At 36.9% G+C, this 22,935-nt stretch carries 21 protein-coding genes; 1 reads left to right on the forward strand and 20 read right to left on the reverse strand.

Annotated elements, in window-relative coordinates; all coding sequences use genetic code 11:
- Nucleotides 1-15: 15 nt before the first annotated feature.
- From QWY88_RS08930 to QWY88_RS09015, 18 genes are all read right to left on the reverse strand, one after another.
- On the reverse strand, nucleotides 16-837 hold the full coding sequence (locus QWY88_RS08930; protein ID WP_304546049.1) for a sensor histidine kinase: 822 nt from the start codon (nucleotides 835-837) through the stop codon (nucleotides 16-18).
- Nucleotides 827-1,483 (reverse strand): response regulator transcription factor, encoded by a 657-nt coding sequence (locus QWY88_RS08935; protein ID WP_304546050.1) that lies wholly within the window; start codon nucleotides 1,481-1,483, stop codon nucleotides 827-829. Before QWY88_RS08935 ends, QWY88_RS08930 begins: the two co-directional genes overlap by 11 nt.
- The gene (gene pyrC / locus QWY88_RS08940; protein ID WP_304546051.1) at nucleotides 1,473-2,480 is read right to left on the reverse strand and encodes a dihydroorotase; all 1,008 of its coding nucleotides are present in this window, start codon (nucleotides 2,478-2,480) and stop codon (nucleotides 1,473-1,475) included. Before pyrC ends, QWY88_RS08935 begins: the two co-directional genes overlap by 11 nt.
- 45 nt (nucleotides 2,481-2,525) lie before the next feature.
- Complete coding sequence (locus QWY88_RS08945) at nucleotides 2,526-2,864, reverse strand: hypothetical protein (RefSeq protein ID WP_304546052.1); 339 nt, start codon at nucleotides 2,862-2,864, stop codon at nucleotides 2,526-2,528.
- Between the two features lie 72 nt (nucleotides 2,865-2,936).
- Nucleotides 2,937-4,295, reverse strand: coding sequence for a phosphomannomutase/phosphoglucomutase (locus tag QWY88_RS08950; RefSeq protein ID WP_304546053.1), 1,359 nt, complete (start codon nucleotides 4,293-4,295; stop codon nucleotides 2,937-2,939).
- 39 nt (nucleotides 4,296-4,334) lie between these two features.
- On the reverse strand, nucleotides 4,335-4,838 hold the full coding sequence (locus tag QWY88_RS08955; RefSeq protein ID WP_304546054.1) for a prepilin-type N-terminal cleavage/methylation domain-containing protein: 504 nt from the start codon (nucleotides 4,836-4,838) through the stop codon (nucleotides 4,335-4,337).
- Complete coding sequence (locus QWY88_RS08960; RefSeq protein ID WP_304546055.1) at nucleotides 4,835-5,233, reverse strand: prepilin-type N-terminal cleavage/methylation domain-containing protein; 399 nt, start codon at nucleotides 5,231-5,233, stop codon at nucleotides 4,835-4,837. Before QWY88_RS08960 ends, QWY88_RS08955 begins: the two co-directional genes overlap by 4 nt.
- Entirely contained in the window at nucleotides 5,226-6,746 is a 1,521-nt protein-coding gene (locus tag QWY88_RS08965; RefSeq protein WP_304546056.1) for a GspE/PulE family protein, read from the reverse strand. The genes QWY88_RS08960 and QWY88_RS08965 overlap by 8 nt, the downstream gene beginning before the upstream one ends.
- Nucleotides 6,733-8,571: a secretin N-terminal domain-containing protein gene (locus QWY88_RS08970; RefSeq protein WP_304546057.1), complete on the reverse strand. Its 1,839-nt coding sequence runs from the start codon at nucleotides 8,569-8,571 to the stop codon at nucleotides 6,733-6,735. Before QWY88_RS08970 ends, QWY88_RS08965 begins: the two co-directional genes overlap by 14 nt.
- Nucleotides 8,558-9,358, reverse strand: coding sequence for a hypothetical protein (locus tag QWY88_RS08975; protein WP_304546058.1), 801 nt, complete (start codon nucleotides 9,356-9,358; stop codon nucleotides 8,558-8,560). Before QWY88_RS08975 ends, QWY88_RS08970 begins: the two co-directional genes overlap by 14 nt.
- Complete coding sequence (locus QWY88_RS08980) at nucleotides 9,342-9,875, reverse strand: hypothetical protein (RefSeq protein ID WP_304546059.1); 534 nt, start codon at nucleotides 9,873-9,875, stop codon at nucleotides 9,342-9,344. Before QWY88_RS08980 ends, QWY88_RS08975 begins: the two co-directional genes overlap by 17 nt.
- On the reverse strand, nucleotides 9,869-10,276 hold the full coding sequence (locus QWY88_RS08985) for a hypothetical protein (protein WP_304546060.1): 408 nt from the start codon (nucleotides 10,274-10,276) through the stop codon (nucleotides 9,869-9,871). The genes QWY88_RS08980 and QWY88_RS08985 overlap by 7 nt, the downstream gene beginning before the upstream one ends.
- The gene (locus QWY88_RS08990) at nucleotides 10,273-11,208 is read right to left on the reverse strand and encodes a hypothetical protein (RefSeq protein WP_304546061.1); all 936 of its coding nucleotides are present in this window, start codon (nucleotides 11,206-11,208) and stop codon (nucleotides 10,273-10,275) included. The genes QWY88_RS08985 and QWY88_RS08990 overlap by 4 nt, the downstream gene beginning before the upstream one ends.
- Entirely contained in the window at nucleotides 11,192-12,106 is a 915-nt protein-coding gene (locus tag QWY88_RS08995) for a hypothetical protein (protein ID WP_304546062.1), read from the reverse strand. The genes QWY88_RS08990 and QWY88_RS08995 overlap by 17 nt, the downstream gene beginning before the upstream one ends.
- The gene (locus QWY88_RS09000) at nucleotides 12,107-13,321 is read right to left on the reverse strand and encodes a type II secretion system F family protein (RefSeq protein WP_304546063.1); all 1,215 of its coding nucleotides are present in this window, start codon (nucleotides 13,319-13,321) and stop codon (nucleotides 12,107-12,109) included.
- Nucleotides 13,321-13,803 (reverse strand): prepilin-type N-terminal cleavage/methylation domain-containing protein, encoded by a 483-nt coding sequence (locus tag QWY88_RS09005; RefSeq protein ID WP_304546064.1) that lies wholly within the window; start codon nucleotides 13,801-13,803, stop codon nucleotides 13,321-13,323. Before QWY88_RS09005 ends, QWY88_RS09000 begins: the two co-directional genes overlap by 1 nt.
- A 3-nt stretch (nucleotides 13,804-13,806) precedes the next feature.
- The gene (gspG, locus tag QWY88_RS09010) at nucleotides 13,807-14,196 is read right to left on the reverse strand and encodes a type II secretion system major pseudopilin GspG (protein ID WP_193113043.1); all 390 of its coding nucleotides are present in this window, start codon (nucleotides 14,194-14,196) and stop codon (nucleotides 13,807-13,809) included.
- Nucleotides 14,197-14,329: 133 nt separating this feature from the next.
- Nucleotides 14,330-19,048 carry an Ig-like domain-containing protein gene (locus QWY88_RS09015; protein WP_304546065.1) on the reverse strand — a complete coding sequence of 1,573 codons (4,719 nt, stop codon included), beginning with the start codon at nucleotides 19,046-19,048 and terminating at the stop codon, nucleotides 14,330-14,332.
- Between the two features lie 426 nt (nucleotides 19,049-19,474).
- Here QWY88_RS09015 and QWY88_RS09020 point away from each other — a divergent pair, with 426 nt between their 5' ends.
- Nucleotides 19,475-19,693, forward strand: a complete 219-nt coding sequence (locus QWY88_RS09020) for a cold-shock protein (protein WP_304546066.1) — start codon at nucleotides 19,475-19,477, stop codon at nucleotides 19,691-19,693.
- Nucleotides 19,694-19,720: 27 nt separating this feature from the next.
- Here QWY88_RS09020 and QWY88_RS09025 read toward each other — a convergent pair whose 3' ends face one another.
- Together QWY88_RS09025 and pta are read right to left on the reverse strand one after the other, a co-directional pair.
- Nucleotides 19,721-20,761, reverse strand: a complete 1,041-nt coding sequence (locus QWY88_RS09025) for an acetate kinase (RefSeq protein ID WP_304546067.1) — start codon at nucleotides 20,759-20,761, stop codon at nucleotides 19,721-19,723.
- Nucleotides 20,742-22,838, reverse strand: coding sequence for a phosphate acetyltransferase (pta, locus tag QWY88_RS09030; RefSeq protein WP_304546068.1), 2,097 nt, complete (start codon nucleotides 22,836-22,838; stop codon nucleotides 20,742-20,744). The genes QWY88_RS09025 and pta overlap by 20 nt, the downstream gene beginning before the upstream one ends.
- Between the last annotated feature and the right edge of the window lie 97 nt (nucleotides 22,839-22,935).

Below are 22,935 nucleotides of genomic sequence, written 5' to 3' on the forward strand. Positions count from 1 at the left end.
AATATTCCTAAATTTTTAAAATTTTAAAGATACTTTCGTACCTTGATTCAGTTTTGATGTCACACTCAATTCTATCTTATTTTCATCACAAAACCGCTTCACCATCGAAAGCCCTATACCAAAACCCTGCATATGTTTATTGGATTGATAGAAATTATCATAAATCTGAAGTAGTTCAACCTCATCCATTCCAATACCGTAGTCTTGAATTGTGAGTGTTTTTTTTTGTAGATTTATATCTATATTTTGTGATTTAGGTGAGTATTTTACCCCATTATCGATTAAATTGTCAATTACCTTGGAAAGCCCTACTCTGTCTATCTCCAGAGAAAAATTTTCCAGATTTAAATTAAAGTTTTTATTTGGATAGATCCTTTGTAAAAATGTGATTCTCTCTTGAACAAGAGCACTAAGGTCTACCATCTCCTTGATGTTTTGTTTTGACTGCATCTTAATAAGGTAATCAAGCTCATCGTATCTTTGTTTTAACATATCACATGCCGACTCGATTCTCGCAACCCTTTTAAGTGCTTTCTCATCTTCAAGATTCTTCTTGATCATTTGCGTATTTGTCGTGATCGTACTTATAGGGAGATTGAGTTCATGCAATGTTTCTTTTGAAAGATTTTGAAGGTTTGTTACATATTCTGCTAACGGGTCGATAGCAAGTTTAGAGATAAAAATACCCGACAAAATAATGATACAGAGTAAAACTACACTATAGATATAAAAGTTGCTCACGCCAAGTACATCTAAAAAATAGTATGAAATTGCCAGAAATGCGATCACTGTTAAAAAGTAAAATACAAAGATACTAATTCTTAAGTTAACAAACAAGCTTGTACCCTATTCCCCTGACGTTTTCTAAATTATGTTCAGGAAGTAACTGTTTTATACGGTTTATATAAACCCTGATTGCACCTTCACTACCACTTTCACTCAGATTATATAACTCATCAAGTATCATCTCTTTTGAAACTACACTGTTGGCATTTTCAATTAATAAAGACAACACTTCAAACTCACGCTTTGAGAGTTCTAACTCCTCAGAGTTATAGCTGATCACTTTTCGTGTATTGTCTATGCAAAGTCCACATTTACACACTTTATCTTTTTGTTTAAATCGTCTTAGAAGTGCATTTATGCGTAGGATCAATTCATCATTGTCAAACGGTTTTACAATATAATCATCACCACCGGTTAAAAAACCTTTTTGCATCATCTCTTTCTCTTTGTGAGATGTAACAAAAATAGCAGGTGTTTCATCCTCTGCATCACGAAGCTCTTTGAGTAATGTCACACCGTCAATCAAAGGTACGTTTATATCTAATACATAGAGATCGAATCTATTTTCGAAAGTGGCATCGAGTGCTGCTTGACCATTTGGATATAAACTAACGTTAAAATCCTCATCCTCAAGCATATCTACAAGAGTCTCCCCAAAAAGAGGATCATCTTCTAGAAGTAATATATTACTCGACATTCTCGATAGCCCAGTTTAGAGTCTCTCCCGCATACATCGGAACAACTCCTGAGTAATCATTAGGTACTGTAAAAGGTCTGTTTTCTAAAGTAACCTCTTTAAATTCAGGACAAATACCGTAAATGCTTTGTGCATTGTCACTTACAAAAGCTTGTAAGTTAGAAAGTTTTCCGTACTGATCGAAGATCTCACATAAAAGCTGTAATGCAATTGGTGCCGTAAATACACCTGCTGCACACCCGCAAGACTCTTTTTTATGTTGTGGATGCGGTGCAGAATCACTACCGAACATCACTTTTGGATGCGCTTCTAATGCTACGTTTAAAAGTGCGTCTAAATCTTCAGGACGTTTTGCAATCGGTTTACAAAAAAGGTGTGGCTGCATCATACCGCCAACTACATCATCTAAAGTGATTAAAAGGTGGTGTACAGTGATCGTTGCATAAAGATTCGGATATTTATCAAGCATATCAACAGCAGCTTTTGTCGTAATGTGTTCCATAATGATCTTTAGATCTGGAAAGTTTTGTGCTAAAAGCTCATAAATAGACATAAATTCAGCTTCTCTATCCATTACAAAACCGTCAGTCTCACCGTGGACACATAAAGGGATACCCATTGAACTCATAGCCTCTAAAGTTTCTCTCATCTCCTCGATATCGAATGAACTCACACCACCTTCAGAGTTTGTTGTAATTCCGGCTGGATACAATTTAACCGCTGTAATCTCCTCCGCAACATCTTCTAAAAACTCTCTAGAGTAGTTTTGATAGAAAAGTGTCATGTATGGTTCAAAAAAATCATTTGGAACTGCAGCCATTATACGCTCTTTATAAGCGATAACTTCCTCTTTTGTAGTAACTGGTGGAACGAGGTTTGGCATCACGATAGCACCACTAAAACTATATGCTGAAAGTGGAGCAACATTTTCAAGCATAACACCATCACGAAGATGGAGATGCATATCTAGTGGCATTAAAAGTGTATGAGTTTTCATTGAGATCCTTAATTTTATATATACGGGATTATAACAAATCGGTGGTTAAACAAGCCATAAAGATGCAGAAAGTGTTACGATAACTAACGTCAATATCGGTAAAAACCTATATATGCTACTAAGACCTAGTAACGATATCCCGTCAATAAATATCCCAATCATGATAGCCGTTACCAGTAACGCTGCTACGATAAAAAAGAGCCACATTGCAGGAACTATAAGATACCAAGGTTCTGTTAAAAATCCATAATAAAGTGTAGCTATGGCACTGAGTGCAATAAGTGTATGTTGTGCAACAAAAAGAGTAGTAACTTTTTCCTGTTTTGTGTGAACACGAGCTATTTTTAGATAAACGAAAAGTAAAAAGAGTGTGATATAAACCATTTAGAAGATCCTTTAATAATTTGAAGGTATTCTATCTAAATAGTTTTAAATTATGTTTATTATACTATTTGATTATAATAATTCTTTTGCTTCTTTTATAAGCGCATTTACTGATGCTTCATAGAGTGCAGCATCTTCTTTTGAAGTTGATTCAAAACGTGTTACAAGTACAGGAGTTGTGTTTGATGCACGTACAAGTCCCCAACCGTTTTCAAAGTTGATTCTTACACCGTCAACATCGATGATATCTTTGATAGCCGGAAAAGATGCCGGAGGATTTTGTAAAAGCTCTTTTACTTTTTCCATAATTTTGAACTTTTCCGCTTCCGTAGTTTCAACTTTGATCTCTTCAGTCGAATATACTTCAGGAAGCTTTGCAAGCTCAGCGTCAAGGTCTATACCGTCTTGGATAAGCTCTAACATTCTAAGGGTTGCATAGATTGCATCATCGTAGCCGAAGTATCTGTTTTTGAAAAACACGTGCCCGCTCACTTCACATGCAAGGTCAGCATTAACCTCTTTCATCTTTACTTTTAAGTTCGAATGTCCTGTTTTATACATAATAGTTTTCCCGCCGCGGCGTTCAAGCTCGTCATACATAACTTGTGAACATTTCACCTCACCTACAACTGTAGGGTTCTGCATCTTCATAGAGTATAAAAGGGCCATCATATCCCCTTTTATATTGTTTTTATGAGTCAGTACCGCGATTCTGTCTGCATCACCGTCGTATGCAAAAGCGATATCACCCTCTTTTTCTAAAAGTACCTTTACATCAGCAAGGTTTTTCTCAACTGAAGGGTCCGGATGATGATTTGGGAATGTACCGTCCGGATCGACATATAACCCTTTTGTATTTAATTCCAAGCGCTCAAAAATCTCAGGAAGAACAATACCCGCTACACCGTTTCCACAGTCATATACGATCTTTGTATCCATCCCTTTAAGATGTTGGAACTGCTCTACAATATAGTCGATGTATCTGTTTTTCGCATCAATTTTTACAACCTGGCGATCAACTTTTTCAATATCACCCATCGCCTCACACTCACGCCCGAGTGCATAGATATCTTCACCGAAAAACGGTGCTTGAGCAATTGTAATCTTAAAACCGTTGTATTCGCTTGGATTGTGTGAACCCGTGATCATAACAGAAGCTGAAGGTGTGATCCCGTCCCACTCTTGATAGTTTGTAAAGTAATTAACAGGAGTTGGCACAAGTCCCATGTCTAAAACTTTTTTACCGCCTGCATTGAGACCTGCTACAAGATATTCGAACAAAATCGGAGAGTGACTTCTTGCATCATAACCGACTGCTACATATTCTCCGTCAATCTTAGAAGCCAATGCAAAACCGATTTTTGTAACACTTCCTTCATTTAGTTCTTTTTCGTAAATCCCACGTATGTCATACTCTCTATAGATGCTCAAAACACTCTCCAAATTGTTAATTTATAATATATTATGATACTAAGAAAAAGATTTTATCTTCATTAAAATCCGCTCTAAACTCTTTAACGATATGTCTACCAGATATAAACTGTCATCTTGTTGTCCCTGATAAACTCGAAAATTTTCAACTTCACCCAAATAATCAACATCAAAATCGACATTGCTCTCTAAAGGGTATACTTTTAAAGCCCGTAAAGACTCTATCCTGTAAAGTTTTTTATCTTGAACAATATACCCAATGTAGGGGTGTATGCGGTCATGAATAGAATGTGAAGATTGAAAAAAGAGAATGTCTGCATTTTTATCTTGATGCAAAATCATTATTGTTTCTCTAAAACTCATAGAAAGATCTAAAAAAACTGTTTGTTTAATCGTCTCTATTTTTTCAATTTTATCGACAGCCTCTTTATAGATTCTGTTTTGTCCGTTTAACTCTGCATAACTCTTATATAAAAACACCATAATGATCGAGAGTATTACGATCGAGACCATTAACTCAATAAGTGTAAAACCTTTTCTCATTGGATCTTCACCCGTAACATTGAAGTAGAAAACTTTTGTGATTCAAGTTTTGTTTTTCCGATCTCCAAAACACTTCCAGTAGGTGTTTCAAACTTATCTATTTCATCGTATGAAAGTTTCACTTTTATGGCTTTTACTTCACGTCTGAGGTCACTCTCAAGATTAAAATCATCTACAAGTTCTTTGAGTGATACATTGCTTTTTTCAAAACCGTACTTTTGGGAAGTTCCGAGTAAAAAAGAGTTATATTGCGTCTCTTTTATCGATTGTTGCAGCCATAAGAGTTTACTGTTTGCATCCCCTCTTACTTGAAACATAGCAGCGATCACGACACTGACAATCATCACCGCCACCATCACTTCGATCAAAGTAAAAGCGTTGCGTTGTTTAGCCATGTCCTATACCGATACGGATAGCTTCATCGAGTGAAGTCTCCCCGTTTATTAACATCATGCGAAGCTGTTTTGCAATCGTTTTAAGCCCGTCTGCTTCAAGTGCCGTTTTGATCGTATGCTCATCCGTCGTAGTTTTAAGCAGGTCTTTTACTTTATCGTTCATAATCAGAAGCTCACCGATAGAACGGCGCCCCGCGTAACCTGTATAGTTACACTCTTTACAGCCGCAAGATTTATAGATCTTCGCATCACGAGGAAGGTCATAATCCTCGCTAAAATTCTCAGCCAGTTCATCTTCCTCTTTACAATGAGGACAAAGTACACGCACAAGTCTCTGTGCCAATATCCCTAAAAGTGAAGATGAGATTAAAAACGGTTCTATGTTCATATCGGAGAGTCTTGAGATTGTTGCTGCTGCCGAGTTTGTATGAAGCGTTGAAAAAACAAGGTGCCCCGTCAGTGCTGCACGAACTGCAATCGTAGCTGTCTCCTCGTCACGAATCTCCCCGATCATAATAACATCAGGGTCTTGACGCAGGATAGATCGAAGTGCCGAAGCAAATGTGAGCCCCACTTTCTCGTTTACTTGAATTTGTGAGATATTGTCACTTTTATACTCTACAGGATCCTCAACCGTTATAAGGTTTTTATGCGGCTCTTCCACTTCGCGTAAAAATGAGTGCAGTGATGTTGTCTTACCACTTCCCGTCGGCCCCGTTACCAAGATGATCCCGTGCGATGAGCGAAGCAGTTTTTTTACATCATTGATCATAGAATCGTTAAATCCAAGTTCAGTAATTTCCGGGATTTGTGAGCTTTGCATCAAAAGCCTCATAACTACACGTTCACCGTAAAATGTAGGAAGTATCGAGACACGAATATCTAAAACTTCACCCGCAATTTTGATCTGCGTACGACCATCTTGAGGTATCCTTTTCTCCGAGATATCAAGATTTGAGATAACTTTGATACGACTCACGATAAGATTGACTATCTTTTTGTCTAGATCGGCATTTTTTGTCAACATACCGTCTATACGAAAACGAACTTCCCCTTTGTTTTCATGCACTTCAATGTGAATATCTGACGCACGTTTTTTTACCGCTTGATAAAACAGTGCATTTACAAACTTGATAATGGGTGCTGATTCTTCACTCGTTAAGATATCTGCCGAAGTTCTTAGAAAGTCGGTTAAAGAGAGTTCATCTTCATCATTACTCTCCTCTTGTCTATCCCCCTTCATCGTCTCGATCTCTTTGTCTGTTCTGAGTTCTAAAAAACGGTTATAAAGTCTATCGAAAGAGTCCTCGTCTAAAATATATAACGGATATTCCTCATCAAGCTTTGTATAGTAATTACTCGCTTCACTGAGGTAGCGTTTTGAAGTAAACGCAGATATCTCACTCCCATATTCACTGAAAAGAAGATAATTTTTAACAGATAAGTTTGTATTGAGCTCTTCAACTTCAATCGGCTCTAGATGAAGGTTATGGAGCGGTTCAATGTTTAACATCTTTACCCTCTTCTACCATTTTGAAAATATCTTTATTATACTTCTCTTGAATCTTTGAAAGCACACCGAGGTCTTTTTGTAATTGTGACAACTCTTCACTTTTATCAATCACGTAAGGTGTGAGAATTACAACTAAATTGTCCTCTTCTTCTGTATCAGATGTTGATGTAAAAAGTTTTCCTATAAGAGGTATATCTCCTAAAAGTGGTACTTTTGTAACTGTTTTATCTGAATAAGTTTTTACAAGTCCTCCGATAATAATACTCTCACCGTGGCGTAAAATTGCCTGTGTCTTTACCTCTTGTTTTGAGGTTACGGGTTGTCGAACAGTTTGACCACTTGCATCAAGTCCATCATCCAATACATTTTCCAAAACTGCTTCTACGTCAAGAGTTACTTTATCGTTTGAAGAGACACGAGGTTTAATTTTTAAAGTTAAACCGACATCCTCTCTTTTGTAACTACTTGTAGTACCGCCAATTCCTGCACTAGTTGTAACAGAACCTGTAGATATAGAGATCGTTTTACCCACATAAATTGATGATTCTTTGTTATTTACACAAAGTATAGATGGATTAGAGATTGATTGTCCTGCACCGTTTTGTTGTAAAAAATCTAATGTAGCCCCCAATGCTAATGCTGAACGTGTTACTCCAATAACAGATGTTCCTAATGATTCTCCAACAACTGCTGTAGCTTGTGTTGTTAAATCAGCTGAACCAAAATTTGCACTCATTGCATAAAGACCAGACGATGAAATATCTCCGGCAGAAAAACCGTATTTTACACCGATATCCTGACTCTTGTTTTTATTGATCTCTACGATTTTTGCCTGTACATAGACTTGAAACTTCTCTTTATCTAGCTCTTCAATGATTTTTTGAATCCCTTTGATCACTAAAGGATCTCCGATCACAACGATCGAGTTAATCTCATCACTTGCTGAGACATTCGGCTTCATTGCAGGGTCTTTAAACGTTTGTTTTGCGATAATGTCGGTGATCGTTTTTAACACCGCCTGGGCATCTGAATTTTTAAGTGCAAAAATCTTTACGGTATTGTTAATATTTGACTCTACATCAAGTTTTGCCACAATCTCGGCAAGTTTGTTTACATTGTTTTCATCTCCGACAAGTACTAAACCGTTAACATTTTCATCAACTACTATTGTTACCTGCTCTGAAACAACCTGTTGGTTAAAGATCGATTTTTGAATCTCGGTAATTTTAGAATTGAGTTTCTTCGCTTCGGTATTTTTCAGATAGATAATTTTTACAACATTCTCGACATTGTTACTAAGGTCTTTAATAACTTTTTTAAGTGTCTCAATATTTTTCGGATAATCTGTAACTAAAAGCGTATTTGATTCTTTCATAGTCATCAGTTTGGCAGTTTTTGAAATCAGATATCTCACTTTTGCTGCAACTACGTCAACATTTTCACCTTTAATCTCTAGAGCCTGAGTTACCATAGTGGCACCGTAAAGCTTTTTATTCTTAGCGATTACAGGAAGATTGTTGTTTGCGGCATCCGTAGCACGAATAACTTCGTATCTTGAACCTTTTTGTACCAGTGTAAAACCTTTTGATTCCAGAACATCAACCAGTAATTCGATCAGTTCATCATCATAAATAGGTGTTGAACTTATAAAGTTCACTGTCCCGTTCACTTTTTGCGTTACAAGGATGTTTTTATGAGTAATCTTTGAAACAAGTTCTATAAAGTCATCAATTTTGACATTAGAAAAGTTAACATTGACCTTCTCTCTTGCACTTAAGCTTGTAAGTAAAAATAGTGTGATTAAAAAAACTCTAACGAATTTCATATATGATTTCCTTTTCTTGATTATTTCTGAGTACTGTTAATTCTAAGATATCTATACTGTCTATCTTTTTATACAGGTCCATCGCTGCCTTATAAGAGGTAAGTTCTACGTTGTTTGCCCGAATCATTATGTCACCTTTTTGCAGTCCCAGCTTGGCTATTTTTGAGTTTGGTTTTATTTTGTCTACTCTAAAGCCGGTAATTTTTTTACCCTCAAACACTTCATTGATTGCGACATCACTCCACAATTTTCCCGGATTTTTCGAATAGTAAGTGATATCTGTTTTTTCCACTTCATATGCCTCTCCCAGAGTAGTCTCTTTTTTTACAAACTCTTTAGGTTGCAATTTTTCAGAGCTATCCATACTCACGATATACTCTTTGCCCATCTTTTCAAAAATAACGCTAAATGCCTGAATGGTTTTTAACTTATACCCTTCATATAACTCTCCAACAGAGATAACTGAAGTTTTGTCAGGTTGTGCTTTTTTGGCAACGATCGCAAAACCTTTTTTCCCTTTTCCGTAAAGCCCCTTTAAAACAATAGTACCAATACTCGTTGAAACCGTACTTTTTTGTTCCTCGTTTACAACAACCTTTGAGCGCTCAAGCATATTTTTAAAATCGATTCGCTTATAACTTTGTGTATAAGTCTCACTCTCTTGGTTATCTATGCCGCTGCTTGGAAGATACCACCAGATAGCTAAACTAAAAAGTTTTGCAAAGAGTATGAGTATTAAAAGTTTTGTCACAACTTTAAGAAGTTTAGAGTTAGAGAGCTTTAACATATTTGTACTCCCCGTTTTGATCTTTTTTAAACTGTCGTAATGAGCTGCTGTATTTTGACTGCATCAGTTTTGAAGGTTTTAATACTAACGATACACTTTGGTCTAAAAGACTAAACTCCCCTTCAAGCTCACCAAATACACCGTTTGCAGATATATTCACGTTCAAAGGGTTTAGGAGCGAATAGTTTACAGAAACATTCTCTACCTTTTGAGGAGCAAAGTTCTCCACAATAGATGCCAAACGGATACCGCTGACGTCGATCGAATTATAGACACCGAGCAAAGTTATCTTTGTTGTTGTAATTTCAGCTGCCTCAATCCCCTGAGCGAACAGGTGTGCATCATCGATCTCTAAAGTAAAAAATCTGTCTTGTACTTTTTCCCCGGAGATAATAACATCAAATGCTCCCAACTCTTGTTCTAGAAAATAGTAGACACTTTGTTTAGGGGTAAAAGCGATTAGTGCTAAAATAAATACTAGGAAATATCCAAAAAACAGTGCTATCTTTTTTACCATTTTATCTCCATCTCCAAGCTTGCTTTATCATCACCCAATTTTTTGATGTTCAATGCCGAAATATTATACGAACCGTTAAGCACTTTTCCCATCAAAGAGTTTAAGGCATCGGCATTCATACTCTCTGTAGTAATTTTGATCGAATCTTTTGTTGTCTTTTGAGTCAACTCTGCAGACTTTAATGAGGGCTGTCTTAACACTCTTTGAATAGAGCTGTTTATCTTTTTCTGATCGCCGTACACCTCTTCAAGCCCATTTAACTTAACTGCCACTTTTTTGCTCTCTTGATACTGCAGTTTTGCTTCAAGCAGTTCCTCTTTGAGTGTATTTAATTTAAAAAATAAAAAGAGTAAAACGGTTACAAGCAATGCACCGATATGTAACGGGTTTACTTGATTCATAGTTTCACCTCGATCTCAAAGTTTTTCCCCTTAAATGAAGAGCTGAGAGCTGCTTTGTAGTTTTGTAAACTCTGCAGTACTTTCTTACTAGAGGCCTCATCTAAACCTGATATATTTACACTTAGTACTTTATTTTTATATGCTATTTTCGTAATCTTTTGCTCTTTTGTGAGTTTTAATTTTAAAAAATCTGCAACTATTTCACGTAGTTTCGTTTGTTTTTCAAAAGTTGTTTCATACTCCTGGAGTACAGAACGGTTTTGCATCATAGTAGGATAAAGTTTATACTCGTCAAACAGCTTCTCTTTTTGTATGTTTACACTCTCTATCTTTTGCATAGTTATAAAGGCTTCAACCCCTAAAAGAAGAATAAATACACCAAGTAAAGCAGCTATTTTATACAAGCTGTTATTGTCGATAATGTGAGAAAACTGTTGCAGTTTAATTGTCTTTTTTGAAAGTTTTAAATTATCTAATGAAAGTTCTTTCGCAGTCTCGATCCAACGGCTTGGAGCTATAAACACCAAGTCATTATCTACAATCAACACCTCTTTTTCATTAATCTTGCACGGTACTGCATCTAGAAGTTCCGTTTGTGCAAAATAGACATTCTTAATCGTAGAGACAGGAATATCTTTTTTCCCCAGCTCTTCAATAATCTTTTTATCTTCATATGCAAATGCTAAAAATTCTTCCCCCTCTTTAAAGACTACGTAACTGTAGTTCCCCTGAGGAAGGTTGTCTTCAAAAAGTGATGGCAGCAGTTTTTTAGCATCTCTTGCATATTTTACAGGCAAACTCAGTTTTTTCACCCAATAAAGTGATGGTGAGAGGATAATATCTACTTTTGTACCAGCAGCTACCTGAGGAGTTTTCTCACTATGAGGATCTAAAAAAACAACACTACTGGTTGTTTTAAATTTCGTAAACAAAGTTATACCCTTTCCTGTGTTTTATATCATATTCAAAACTTATATGTGAAGTTATGTTTTCTCTTATTATATCCATTTTTATAAACAAATACGGAACAAAGATATCCGTGGAAAATTTTCCAAGCCTATTCTGCTCATCTTCACCCAAATTAAGAGCCTTGAACAAATCTTTCTTTGAACTGTATACAACCTCTCCTTCAGCTAAATTTTTCGCTCTTTCAGAGCTTGTTCCCGTTATGAGTTCCCACACTTCAGGTGTTGCATAATTAAGGTCGATGGTTGTATTTGTCTCAGTTGAGAAATTAAAAAGTTGCGTAAAGTTGATCGCATCAATTGCATCATCCTGATACTCTTTTTTATAAAACCTGTTAATCTTTTTGAGGTGTTTCATTGAAGCAATAGAGCCTCGAAATAGTGTCGGATTCTCTTCAAAAATAGTCGTATTGTAATAAACACCCTCTTTAGGCTCTTTCATAACATCTTTTAAAAGCTCTATATACTCCCCTCTCACATTATATCTGCTGAGATACTCATATAAGAACTCCTCTTGTTGTTTGTCTTTGTTTATAGAGTTTACTGCAAAAGTTGAACATGCGCTCGTAATATAAACCATCAGATTGGTACCGTCATTGGTTAACGGTATGCCACCCTCTATCCCTTGCAAAAAGAGATATAACTCCTCTACAGAATTATTTTCTCCTATACTTTTTAGTTGCGCAGAACCATTTAAAAGGGTTATTACATCATCTACAAAGATATGAGCCTGATAGAGCATTTTCTCCTTTTCTACGTATCGTGAAGAGTCGTTAATCTGTTTTAAAGCGTAGCCGACCGCTACCGTGATTACAATCACAAACATTACGGTAATAAGGAGTGCGATCCCTTTTTTTCTCTGCATCTATTGAATACTCATTGAGAAAATAGGTAAAAGCATTGCCGCTACGATAAAACCTATACTTCCGCCTACAAAAAGCATTAAAGCCGGTTCAAGCAGAGTTAGAAGGAGTGAAATTTTATCTCTGTTCTCTTCAAAATAAAGCTCCGACACATTTGTTAAAACACTCTCTATCTCTGAAGTCTCTTCACCAAGGGCTATTGCCTGAACAAATGCATCATCAAGTTGTACATCTGAATTATAAAGTGCATGAGAGAGCAGTTTTCCTTCAACAACTTTTTTACTTGCATCTACAAACAACTCTTTGATTACTTTGTTGCTTAAGATATTTGCACTCATATTTATTGTTTGAACGAATACAACACCTGAACGTGTTAAAAGTGAAGCGATGTATGAGAAACGTGCTAACTCACTTTTTAGGATAATGGCACCAAAAAGAGGTACTTTAAGTAAGAGCTTATCTACAAAATAAGCAAAACTGTATATCTTTCTTTTCAAGGTTACAAAAAGTGCGCTAAAGATAAAAATCAGTGCTAAAATAGTTTGAAAATTCTCACTGAAAAAGTCTCCAAGAGCAATCACTACTTTTGTAGGAGTTGGAAGTTCTTGGTCCATACTCTCAAATATCCCCGTAATTTGCGGTACGACATAAGTAAGCATAAATGCGATCATCACTAAAGAGATAATAACCATAAATGATGGGTAAGCAAATGCACCCTTAATCTCTTTTGCTATTTTGTCCTGCTCTTTTAAAAAGCGGGAAAGTTCCATAAGAACTTCGTCAAGGATCCCTCCGTCTTCACTTACACGAATCGATTCTACAAAAAATTCCGGAAGTTCTACCACATCTTGAGAAGATAAAGCACTGTAGAAGTTTTCCCCCTCATCAAGATGCGTATTTACCGTTGCCAAAAAGAGTTTTATTTTTTTATTTTTAGCGTAATGGGTTTGAACCACTTTAAGTGCAGAGACTATACTCATTCCTGAGCGGATATACATAGAGAGTTCACGAGAAAGCAGTGCTAACTCTTTTGAAGAAATTTTATAACGTTTTTTAAGTTTAAACTTCTCATAAAACGGCAGTGAATCCTCTTTAATCTCACTATACAAGATACCGTTTGCTTTGAGTTTTGCCTTTACCTCATCTAGATTTGCAGCTTCAACTCTGTCAGTGACATTTTTTCCTGTTTTATCTATACCTTTATATTTAAAAATCATCACTTCACTTCTTGTATCAATTGTTCTTTTTTATCTACAAATTCTTCTAGCGTATCGTAAATTTTTACACCTTCAAAGTATTCACTATAATCATACACCTTATCTTTAAAGGCAACTATATACTGGTCAGAAACTCTGTCCCTTGCAACTTCAAACTCAAAACACCCGTCAAAGCGTTGCTGCACTAAACCTTCTGAATAGCTATATCTATAAACTTCTATCGAATCATCGATCAGCTCATCAATGTCCGCTCTTTTTACACCGTCTATATAGAGTGTGCAAACGCTGCAATCATCTCCACAAACAAGTTTTGAAGAGTTACCGTCTTTGATCTGTTTATACATATAACTTTTCAAGTTTTTTAAACTAAGTTTCTCTTGCTTATCTTCAACATTATGAAGTTTTGTTATCACAAGGGTATATACAACCCCGATGATAACAATCACGATCATCAACTCAATAAGGGAAAAAGCTTTTTTCAAAACTTATTTACACTCACTTAGTTTAATATCGGCAGCTTCGTCTTTACCGCCCTCTTTTTTATCGGCACCTAGTGAGATAAGTTCCACCTTGCCATCGTTGTTAATGTAGATAAATTCTTGTCCCCAAGAATCTTTAGGCATTTTAGCGTCTTTAAAATACTTATCGTCTTTTGTAAGTAATTTTAATCCCTCTTGTGTCGAAGGGTACACACTGTTTTTAATTTTGTACATATCAAGTGCACCGTTATAGATACTTTTCATCTGTACACACACAAGGTCACGTTTTGCTTCTTCACCCTTACCTGTAAGACTCGGCATAACCATCGCCGCTAATAGTCCAAGGATCACGATAACGATCATAAGTTCTATTAAAGAGAACGCATTTCTTTTCATAAAAAACCTTTTTGAAATTGTTTGGAATATTATTATATAAAAATTACATGAAGATTACATGAAAATTACAATCATTTATAAGATTTTAGGAAGATTTCGTATGCCGCTAGGGCATACGAAATAAAAGAAGAATTTAGTGAGTAGCGTTAAAACTATTAACTATCTCTTGTGCAGCTGTATCATTAAAGTAATACTCTACAAAACCACTATTTGCAGGAGTATAACTACCTCTAGACAAACGATCTGTAGTTGTACCATCTTCAAGTACAATACCAGGAGCTACTAAAATTGGGTTTTTATTATAAGCTCCAACTAAAGTATCATCAACTGTCATAAGGATCATATCAACTGTAGTTCCATTATTATCTGTATACGTTGTTGCCGTCCAAGTTCCTGCATTTGGATTAATAATAGTCGGTTCCATACTAAGTCCCATATAGACACTTGTCATATCAACTTCTACAACAGTTCCGCTTCCGTCACTAAACTGTTCACCCTGAGCAAACTGAAGTTCACGTTTATAGTTTTCACGATTATACACTGCTGTATAGTTGCCAAACATCTCTGATAAAGCAGTTACAGGTGTTGCTCCACCATCTACATAAGCATTAACCTGTTCCCAGATATCATACTCTGCATTTAACATAAGTACAGCTACTTTAGAAACAACTGAACCTGTTGGTAATGTAATACCAAGTTCGCCTAATTCTGTGATCTCACTTGCAATCTCTGTTGCACTCATATTACCATTGATTACAACAGCTTTTGCGACAGGAGTACCTTCCATGCTAACTGTCATAGTACTATTCCATTGGCTATCGTGAGTACCATTACTATCAGGATTTACAAATGTACCGTCTGTTTTAAACTCTAAATAATCATACTCAAGTGTAGCTGTACCGTTTTCATCAGTATTAACTCCCCAAAAACTATATAGTGGAGTATCTGCAGGGAAGATTTGTGGAGCTGTAGCGTATGCATCAAATTCAGTAGAAGTTAGATTTTGAGATGCTTCACTCATCCCGTAAAGAGAATCTGTGTTCATTGAAGCTTCTACAAAAACACTGTATGTCACTGTTGAATTAACATCACCATCACTCATTGTAACTGTTATAGTTGCATTCCCCTCTTGTACTGTTTCAATCGTAAAATTACCATCAGAAGAGAGTGTTGTAGCTGTACCAAAAACTTGACTTGGATCGTTAATAGCAGAAATACTGTATGTCACAGTAGCACCTTCAGGATCAATAGCACCGATATTTCCAGAGATAGTCTCACCTATTAACATTGTAAATGCAGCACTATTTGCAACCGGAGGATTATTTGTTGAAATGTTTACATTTACAGTCGCTGTTGCTACACTAAAACCGTCAGTTATAGTATATGTAAAGCTATCACTTCCTGCATAACCTGCATTAGGAATATATTCTACAATATCACCTGTCCAGTTAACTGTACCATTTTGACCTTGTGTCACACTATCTATGAATAAAGTTCCTTCACCGCCAAAATCGTTTGCCAGTACATTGTATGTTACAGTTGTATCCGGCTGAGTTGTTATACTATCATCAACTGCTGTCAGTTGTGTTGGAGTCGGTTCTGTAGTCCCTCCATCAAGAGTACCGCCGTTTGCAATAAATGTTGCAATAGCTGATTTAATATCATTCACTGCTAAATCATTAAATTCTGCTTGTTCTGTATCTATTTTAAACTCTGTTGCAGCTGCTTGATAGTGACCTTTACGTACTGCACCGTCTGCTACACCTATTAAGTTATCTTCCCATTGAAAATAACTCTCTTTTCCAGCATCAGGTGTATATGTCACAATAAGTTGGCTATTAACAGTTTTTGCTTCCCATGTACCAACTTTTGTTTGTGGATATGGGTTTACTGAATGATCCGTAACTACTAAATTACCGCTCATTCCAGCAGATACACTAGTGAATTCTGTTCCAATAGAATCAACTACAGGACAGTTATGGAACATATCACACTGTACTGAAGCTGTATTTCTTTCAAAATCAACACCTGTCCACATACCTGTTACCTCATCATAAGAACCAGCCGGTGAATTTACAGACTGCATATAATCATAGATAGTACTAAATGTCTGATCTGTTGAATACCAGTTAAATGTTACAGGATCTTGTTCTTGTACTGTTGGAGCATCCCATAATTCATAAAGATCTGTTGTTGGTTTAAACGCTAAAATATACGCTTTAGCGCCTGTATTAAATGTTACATTATCTTCACCAGGAACTTGAGCATTAATCTCTGCAATAAATGCAGTACCTTCAGCTGTTGGATTTGCTAAATCGTATTCTGCTGCAATTTGTACAGCCATACCATTTTCAAATGTAATCACACCATTGTTAAGCGTATAAGATTTAAATGATTCTGTTGTCCAGCCGTTTACACCAAGTACATAGTCACTGTTAGCTTTTGTACTGGCTTCAAAAACACCCGTCGTCGTATTTAACTCATAAGCATTTTCTGTAAATGTACCGTTGTTTAAACTATGAGTTCTTAATTCAACAACCGTTTTATCATAATCTACCCATACATCAAAGTTAGAGAACTGCATACCGTCTATAAAACTGATTGCTGGAGTTGTACTGCCACTTACAGGTGCTGCTTCTGCTGCTGCTAAGGCAGTTGCCGCTGCCGCTGCATTTTCCCCTATAACAGTTGCTTTTGCTTCAAAAGTTACTTTTGCAGCATTTGCACTTACGTTTGCATCGATTGCAGCTTGTTCAGTTACATTTGCATCATTTACAATCACATTTGCAGCTTGTGCATCTGCTACTGCTTTTAATAGATCTGCATACGCACTTACTGTATTATCTGCAGCAACTTTAGCTTGGTCTGCATACGTTTGTGCATTAGGGTTTGAATCGGCAATAGTCTGTGCTGCACTCGCTGCCTTAACTGCACCGTCTTTTGCACTAGATAATACAGTTGCATTACCTTCAAGTGCTACTGTAATTGCATTTACTTCCGTTTTGTTTGCAGTGATGATAGCCAATATTCTTTCAGCTTCTGCCGCTGCAGCAGCTGCGGCTTGTTCTGCTGCTAAAATCAACTCTACTGAAGATTTTAAGTTAAGGTTTGAAATGTAGTTTGCATGAACCAATGCTACTTTTGTTTCAGCACTCAACTTTAGTTGTGTAGAAGTATTAACATCTGTTGAATTAGCATCAACCATAGCTTGTACTTGACTTTGTAAAGCTATCATTTCTAATAATGTTGTACTTGCAGCAGTTGCATTTGAATCAGACTGAGATAATAATGTAACTGCCGCCGCAGATGTAGTTAAATTGTTATCATTTATAAAAGTACCGATTTTTGATGCTAGAACATTTGTTTGATTTGCATCATTTGTCGCTTGAGAAACATAAAATGAAACAATTGTAGAATCTGCATTTACCTGTGCTTTGGCAATTGTTTCTGCTGCTAAAGCTTCTGCTGCTTCTGCTGCTGCTTGTGCTGCTGCTAAATCAGCTGCTGCCTCTGCTGCTGCTTGAGCTTCTAAAGCTGCTGCTTCACGTGCCGCTGCTGCCGCTGCTTCTGCCTCTGCTTGAAGTTGAAGAGCAATTGCTTCTTCCTCTTTTGCAGCTTGTGCTTCTAAAATTGCAGCTTCTTCTGCCGCTGCTGCTGCTTGTGCCTCTGCTGCTGCTGCTTGTGCCTCTGCTTCCGCTTTTGCTGCAGCCTCTGCTTCTGCTTTTGCGGCTAAATATGCCTTATAAGCATCTAAATCTGCTTGAGCCTGTGCTTCAGCTTCAGCTAATGCAGCTTCAGCAGCTTCTTTTGCAATTTGTGCTGCTTCTAATAGTGCAGCTTGAGCTTCTTTTTCTTGCTGAAGTGTTTCTATCGCTTGGAGATTAGCTAAACTTTGCGCTTGTGCATTTGTCAATGCTTCTAATGCTAAAGCAGCTACTTCAGTTTGTGTTGAAGTATTTACTTTTGTAATTGCTTCATTTAACCTGCTTATTGCATCAACTGTGGATGCCAACGTAACTGATTGTTCTGCACTGCTTGCATCTTCCGCTACGCTTTGTGCAACATTCTCGGCTGACACTTTGGCAGCTACACGTGCAGCTACAGCTTCTACTGTATCACCTGTATATACACGTTCAGCAGCTATTTTTGCAATAGATTCTATTTTCGTTGCATCAAGTGATACACTTGTTGTCGCACCGTCAAACTTTTGAGCAACTGCCGCAAAAACATCATTCATAGTATTTGCAGCGTTTTTATTACCCGCTCCCGCAACTGTAACCGATGCAGCGTGTACTAAAACTTGAAGTTTCGTTTGTTGTGCAAGAATTTTTTGTGCATCTGCCGCAGATGCCGGGTCTTCTATTTTTTCTAAAGGATTAAAATCAGTCAATGTTGCATTAACATTCTCTAAACCCATCGCTTTTTTTACACTTGTTTCAGCCTCAGAAGCTGTCTTACCGCTATCAACAAGTGCTTGTACTGCAGAAGTAAGAGGAGAGATTACCGAAGAACCTGCAGGAGCTTTTAGTGTTCCGCTAAATGCGTTACCCGTACCTTTATCTGTACCACCAACGACTAATAATGGTCCCTCTTGAGTACTCTCTAAGCTGTACTTACCGTTTTGGTCAGTTGTCGTACTGTCTTCACCTGCATCACAAACATTATTTTTGTTTACATCGATACAAACTGTAGAACCTGAGAGTATCCCGTCAATTGCTGTTCCCTCACTAACCACACTTGTAGTTGTACCTGAAGGAGTGGTATCACCACCACCTCCGCCACATCCAGTTATCCCTAGTACAATTGCTGTACTGAAAGACAACATAGATGTTTTTAGAAAAAAGTGTTTCATCATTTTCCCCTTTCTATTATGAAAAATTCTTATTATTATAATGATTTATGCTATATTTTCATCACATATTTGTTATTATTTTAAATCTATACTAATATTTGTTTATTAATGTAACGTTTATAAACTTCAATTATTAAATAGAATTAATTTTTCTATTTATAAATTTTTTATATATTTAAAGGGGTGATAGACACCCTTTAAACTCCATTCAGCACTCAAATATTATATGATTAAGATACAAAGAACATATAGAATTCGACTATCGATGTAAAATTCACCGCAAATTCCATAAAATTTAGATACAATGCATTCTTAAGTGAAAGATGAGGATACATTTCATCTTTAGTGTGATTTTGCTCTACCCGTGTGAACCAACCTAAAGACTCTCCAATATTTTTACACGAAATTTTTAAACAAGGTTGCTTTATGGCAGAATTAGTAAACGGATCAGTTAAATGGTTCAACGAGGAAAAAGGTTATGGTTTCATTCAACAAGATAACGGTGGAGACGATGTATTTGTACACTTCCGTCAAGTAAACAATCCAAATGGTGGTAGAGTTTCTCTTCAAGAGGGACAAAAAGTTACTTTCGAAATCGGTCAAGGACAAAAAGGTCCTCAAGCTGAGAACGTAACAGCAGTATAATTATTATACGAAGTAGGGATTTTTTCCCTACACCTTCTTTACAACTTGATAACACTCACGTGCTATCTCCAACTCTTCATCTGTTTTTATCACAAAACTTTTCAAATTTTTCAATATTTCTTTATCTAAAATCTTTTCTCGTATAACTTGGGAGTTTTCACCTATACCACCGCTAAAAACTATAGCGTCCACTTCTCCGTCAAGTAACATAAAATAAGCCCCTATATACTTATGGATTCTGCGAACCATCATCTTTATTGCAAGTTTTGCACGCTCATCATTACGATCTAATATTTGGCGTATATCGTTCTCACCGCAAACTCCGATTAGTCCCGATTTTTTATTTAATATAGTATCAACTTCCTCAACACTTAAATTTAGGGATTTTTGCATATACAATACGATTTCTGCGTCAAGATCACCGCTGCGGCTCCCCATCATTAAGCCCTCTAAAGGAGTAAATCCCATAGAGATATCTAGACTTTTTCCGTTTTTAATAGCACAAATACTCTCACCGTTTCCTAAATGGAGTGAGATAAGATTTGTCTCCTCAGGCTCTTTGTTTAAAAGCTTTGCAGCCTCTTTTAAAAGGTAACTGTGCGAAGTACCGTGAAATCCGTAACGTCTGATATGATTTTTTTCATACATCTCATACGGCAAGGCATACATATAAGCCTCTTTTTGCAAACTTGAATGAAATGCGGTATCAAACACCGCAACTTGAGGAATATTTGGAGCAAATTTTTGCATCACCTCTATCCCCTCCAAATTTGCAGGGTTATGCAGAGGTGCCAAAGGGATAAGTTCTCTAATAGTTTCAACAACCTCATCATTAATTAAAACCGTGCTATGAAACTTCTCACCCCCGTGAACAACCCTGTGTCCAATCACATCTATCTCACTAAAATCGATCGCTAAAGCCTCTAGTGCTTGATGATGATCTTTTATCTCGGAGTGCTCCTCGCCGATATGTTCAACAAATTTTTCCTCTAAAACAGTTCCACTCGGAAGCTCTAAGAGCTTAAACTTTAAAGAGGAACTCCCAGAGTTAACAACTGCTATTTTCATTTTGCCCCGCTTGTATCGCCGTAATTGCGATCGTGTTTACTATATCAGCTACCAGGCATCCGCGGCTTAGATCGTTTACAGGCTTTTTAAGACCTTGAATAATCGGTCCGATAGCTACCGCTCCGCTGCTTCTTTGTACAGCTTTATATGTGTTGTTTCCCGTATTTAGATCAGGAAAGATAAACACACTTGCCTCCCCTGCTACTTTGGAGTTTGGAAGTTTTTTTCGTGCAACATCTTTGTTGATTGCGGCATCATACTGGATAGGCCCTTCAACAAGCAGATCGGGCACTTTCTCTCTCACTAGTTTTGTAGCCTCTTTAACTTTCTCTACATCTTCACCCCAACCGCTATTGCCCGTAGAGTATGAGAGCATCGCCACTTTCGGTTCGATATCGAAAAGTTTTGCCGTTTTTGCCGAAGCGATTGCGATGTCTGCCAAATTTTTGCTGTCAGGTTCTTGATTGATCGCACAATCACCGTAGACTAAAACTTTTGTCTCAAAACACATAAAAAAAACCGAAGAGACTATGGAGATCTCTTTTGCCGTTTTGATGATCTGCAGTGCCGGTCGCATTGTATCTGCCGTGGAGTGGACAGCACCGCTTACCATCCCATCGGCAATCCCGCATTCAACCATCATCGTTGCAAAATAGTTTGCATGGCTCATTGCATCTCGTGAGGCTTGAAGAGTTAAGCCTTTCTCTTTTCTCATCTCATAAAATTTTTCCACAAAACCATCAAGAAGTTCAGAGTTTTTGTGATCGATTATCTGTGCTTTTGAAAGATCAAGTCCGAGTCTTAGATACCTGTGAGTCAACTCCTCTTTTTCCCCGAGCAAAATAATATCTGCAACATCCCGGCGCAGAATGATCTCAGCTGCACGCAGTACCCTTTCATCTTCACCCTCAGGCAGTACTATTGTTTTTTTATTTGCACGTGCCATTGCAAAAAGTTTATACTCAAACATCTGCGGAGTCATTATGTCACTAACAGTATGAGAGATCTTCTCCTCTATCAGATTAATATCTACGCTTTTATAAAACTCACCCAAAGCCAAAGCAATTTTACGCTCCGAGTTGACCCGTACACGAGGATGCAGTTTAATGATGTTTTTTGCGGTATTGTAAGTATCTGTTGCAACTGAGAGGATCGGGATTTTAAAACTCTTAAGTCCGTCGATCAGTTTCTCTATATTTCGATGTATCGACATATTAAAAGGAAATACTATCCCACTAATATTTGGATATGCAGAAGAGTGAAGTGCCCCTAAAAGTCCTAAAATAATGTCCGATCTGTCAGCTGGAACGATGATGAGATCATCTTCTTGAATATGTTCTAAAAAATTATCTAATGAAAGTGCCGCAACACGCACCTCTTTAAACGTTCTATAATAATCATGTTCTGATACGAACACCTCTTTTGCATCCAAGCCCTCTATGAGATCTTGGATAGTTGAGAGGCTTAGTTCAGAGTTCTCTTCAACTATGAAAGTGGTGTAGTCAATGTTTTGTAAAAGTGCTTTTAACTCTTGTGACTTATCTTGAGATATACGATTGACAAAAGTTGCAAAATGGTTGGAAGCCTCGGAACTGATATGCTCATTTTCTATTAAAAGGTCTTCATAAACATCTTTTACCTCTTTATCTTTTGCTCCAATGACGTTGATATATCCAGAGCCGAAGTTTTTTGCCAGCTCCATATTAAGATCATAGGCAATTGTAGCACTGAGGGCATCTTTATTGATCCCCTCACACAAGATAAAATCATAATTTTTTTCAAGCTCTTTAAACTTTTCGATCAGTTGGTTAATAAGCTCTTTTTCTCTCTTTTGCGAAAGCATCTCCTCCACATACGAGGTCTCAAATCCTACACACTGATCATAATTCATATCTAGTTTATAACGCTCTAAAATAAATTCAATGTTGTAATCTTTACAGTTTTTATCGTAGATCACCGGTCTAAAAAAAGCTACTCTATGAAGTTTACGTTTGAGAAGTTCCATCATCCCCATAGATATGAACAATGAACCTACATTTTTTTCATTTGAAGCTATATAGAGTGATTTTATTTGCATACCTTGATACCTTCTTCCTTTCAATCCCATAAGTGCGTCGAAAGTCTTTGAAAGTATTTCGTGGGACTCGTGAGTCAAGGGAGGATTTGCTCCCTAA

Source organism: Sulfurimonas sp. hsl 1-7, from assembly GCF_030577135.1.
Taxonomy (GTDB): Bacteria; Campylobacterota; Campylobacteria; order Campylobacterales; family Sulfurimonadaceae; genus Sulfurimonas; species Sulfurimonas microaerophilus.

What these genes read in the sequence shown, in the direction of transcription:
- QWY88_RS08935 (WP_304546050.1), bottom strand. Translation starts at nt 1,483, where the DNA reads ATGTCGAGTAATATATTACTTCTAGAAGATGATCCTCTTTTTGGGGAG.
- pyrC (WP_304546051.1), bottom strand. Translation starts at nt 2,480, where the DNA reads ATGAAAACTCATACACTTTTAATGCCACTAGATATGCATCTCCATCTT.
- QWY88_RS08945 (WP_304546052.1), bottom strand. Translation starts at nt 2,864, where the DNA reads ATGGTTTATATCACACTCTTTTTACTTTTCGTTTATCTAAAAATAGCT.
- QWY88_RS08955 (WP_304546054.1), bottom strand. Translation starts at nt 4,838, where the DNA reads ATGAGAAAAGGTTTTACACTTATTGAGTTAATGGTCTCGATCGTAATA.
- QWY88_RS08960 (WP_304546055.1), bottom strand. Translation starts at nt 5,233, where the DNA reads ATGGCTAAACAACGCAACGCTTTTACTTTGATCGAAGTGATGGTGGCG.
- QWY88_RS08965 (WP_304546056.1), bottom strand. Translation starts at nt 6,746, where the DNA reads ATGTTAAACATTGAACCGCTCCATAACCTTCATCTAGAGCCGATTGAA.
- QWY88_RS08970 (WP_304546057.1), bottom strand. Translation starts at nt 8,571, where the DNA reads ATGAAATTCGTTAGAGTTTTTTTAATCACACTATTTTTACTTACAAGC.
- QWY88_RS08975 (WP_304546058.1), bottom strand. Translation starts at nt 9,358, where the DNA reads ATGTTAAAGCTCTCTAACTCTAAACTTCTTAAAGTTGTGACAAAACTT.
- QWY88_RS08980 (WP_304546059.1), bottom strand. Translation starts at nt 9,875, where the DNA reads ATGGTAAAAAAGATAGCACTGTTTTTTGGATATTTCCTAGTATTTATT.
- QWY88_RS08985 (WP_304546060.1), bottom strand. Translation starts at nt 10,276, where the DNA reads ATGAATCAAGTAAACCCGTTACATATCGGTGCATTGCTTGTAACCGTT.
- QWY88_RS08995 (WP_304546062.1), bottom strand. Translation starts at nt 12,106, where the DNA reads ATGCAGAGAAAAAAAGGGATCGCACTCCTTATTACCGTAATGTTTGTG.
- QWY88_RS09000 (WP_304546063.1), bottom strand. Translation starts at nt 13,321, where the DNA reads ATGATTTTTAAATATAAAGGTATAGATAAAACAGGAAAAAATGTCACT.
- gspG (WP_193113043.1), bottom strand. Translation starts at nt 14,196, where the DNA reads ATGAAAAGAAATGCGTTCTCTTTAATAGAACTTATGATCGTTATCGTG.
- QWY88_RS09015 (WP_304546065.1), bottom strand. Translation starts at nt 19,048, where the DNA reads ATGAAACACTTTTTTCTAAAAACATCTATGTTGTCTTTCAGTACAGCA.
- QWY88_RS09020 (WP_304546066.1), top strand. Translation starts at nt 19,475, where the DNA reads ATGGCAGAATTAGTAAACGGATCAGTTAAATGGTTCAACGAGGAAAAA.
- QWY88_RS09025 (WP_304546067.1), bottom strand. Translation starts at nt 20,761, where the DNA reads ATGAAAATAGCAGTTGTTAACTCTGGGAGTTCCTCTTTAAAGTTTAAG.
- pta (WP_304546068.1), bottom strand. Translation starts at nt 22,838, where the DNA reads ATGCAAATAAAATCACTCTATATAGCTTCAAATGAAAAAAATGTAGGT.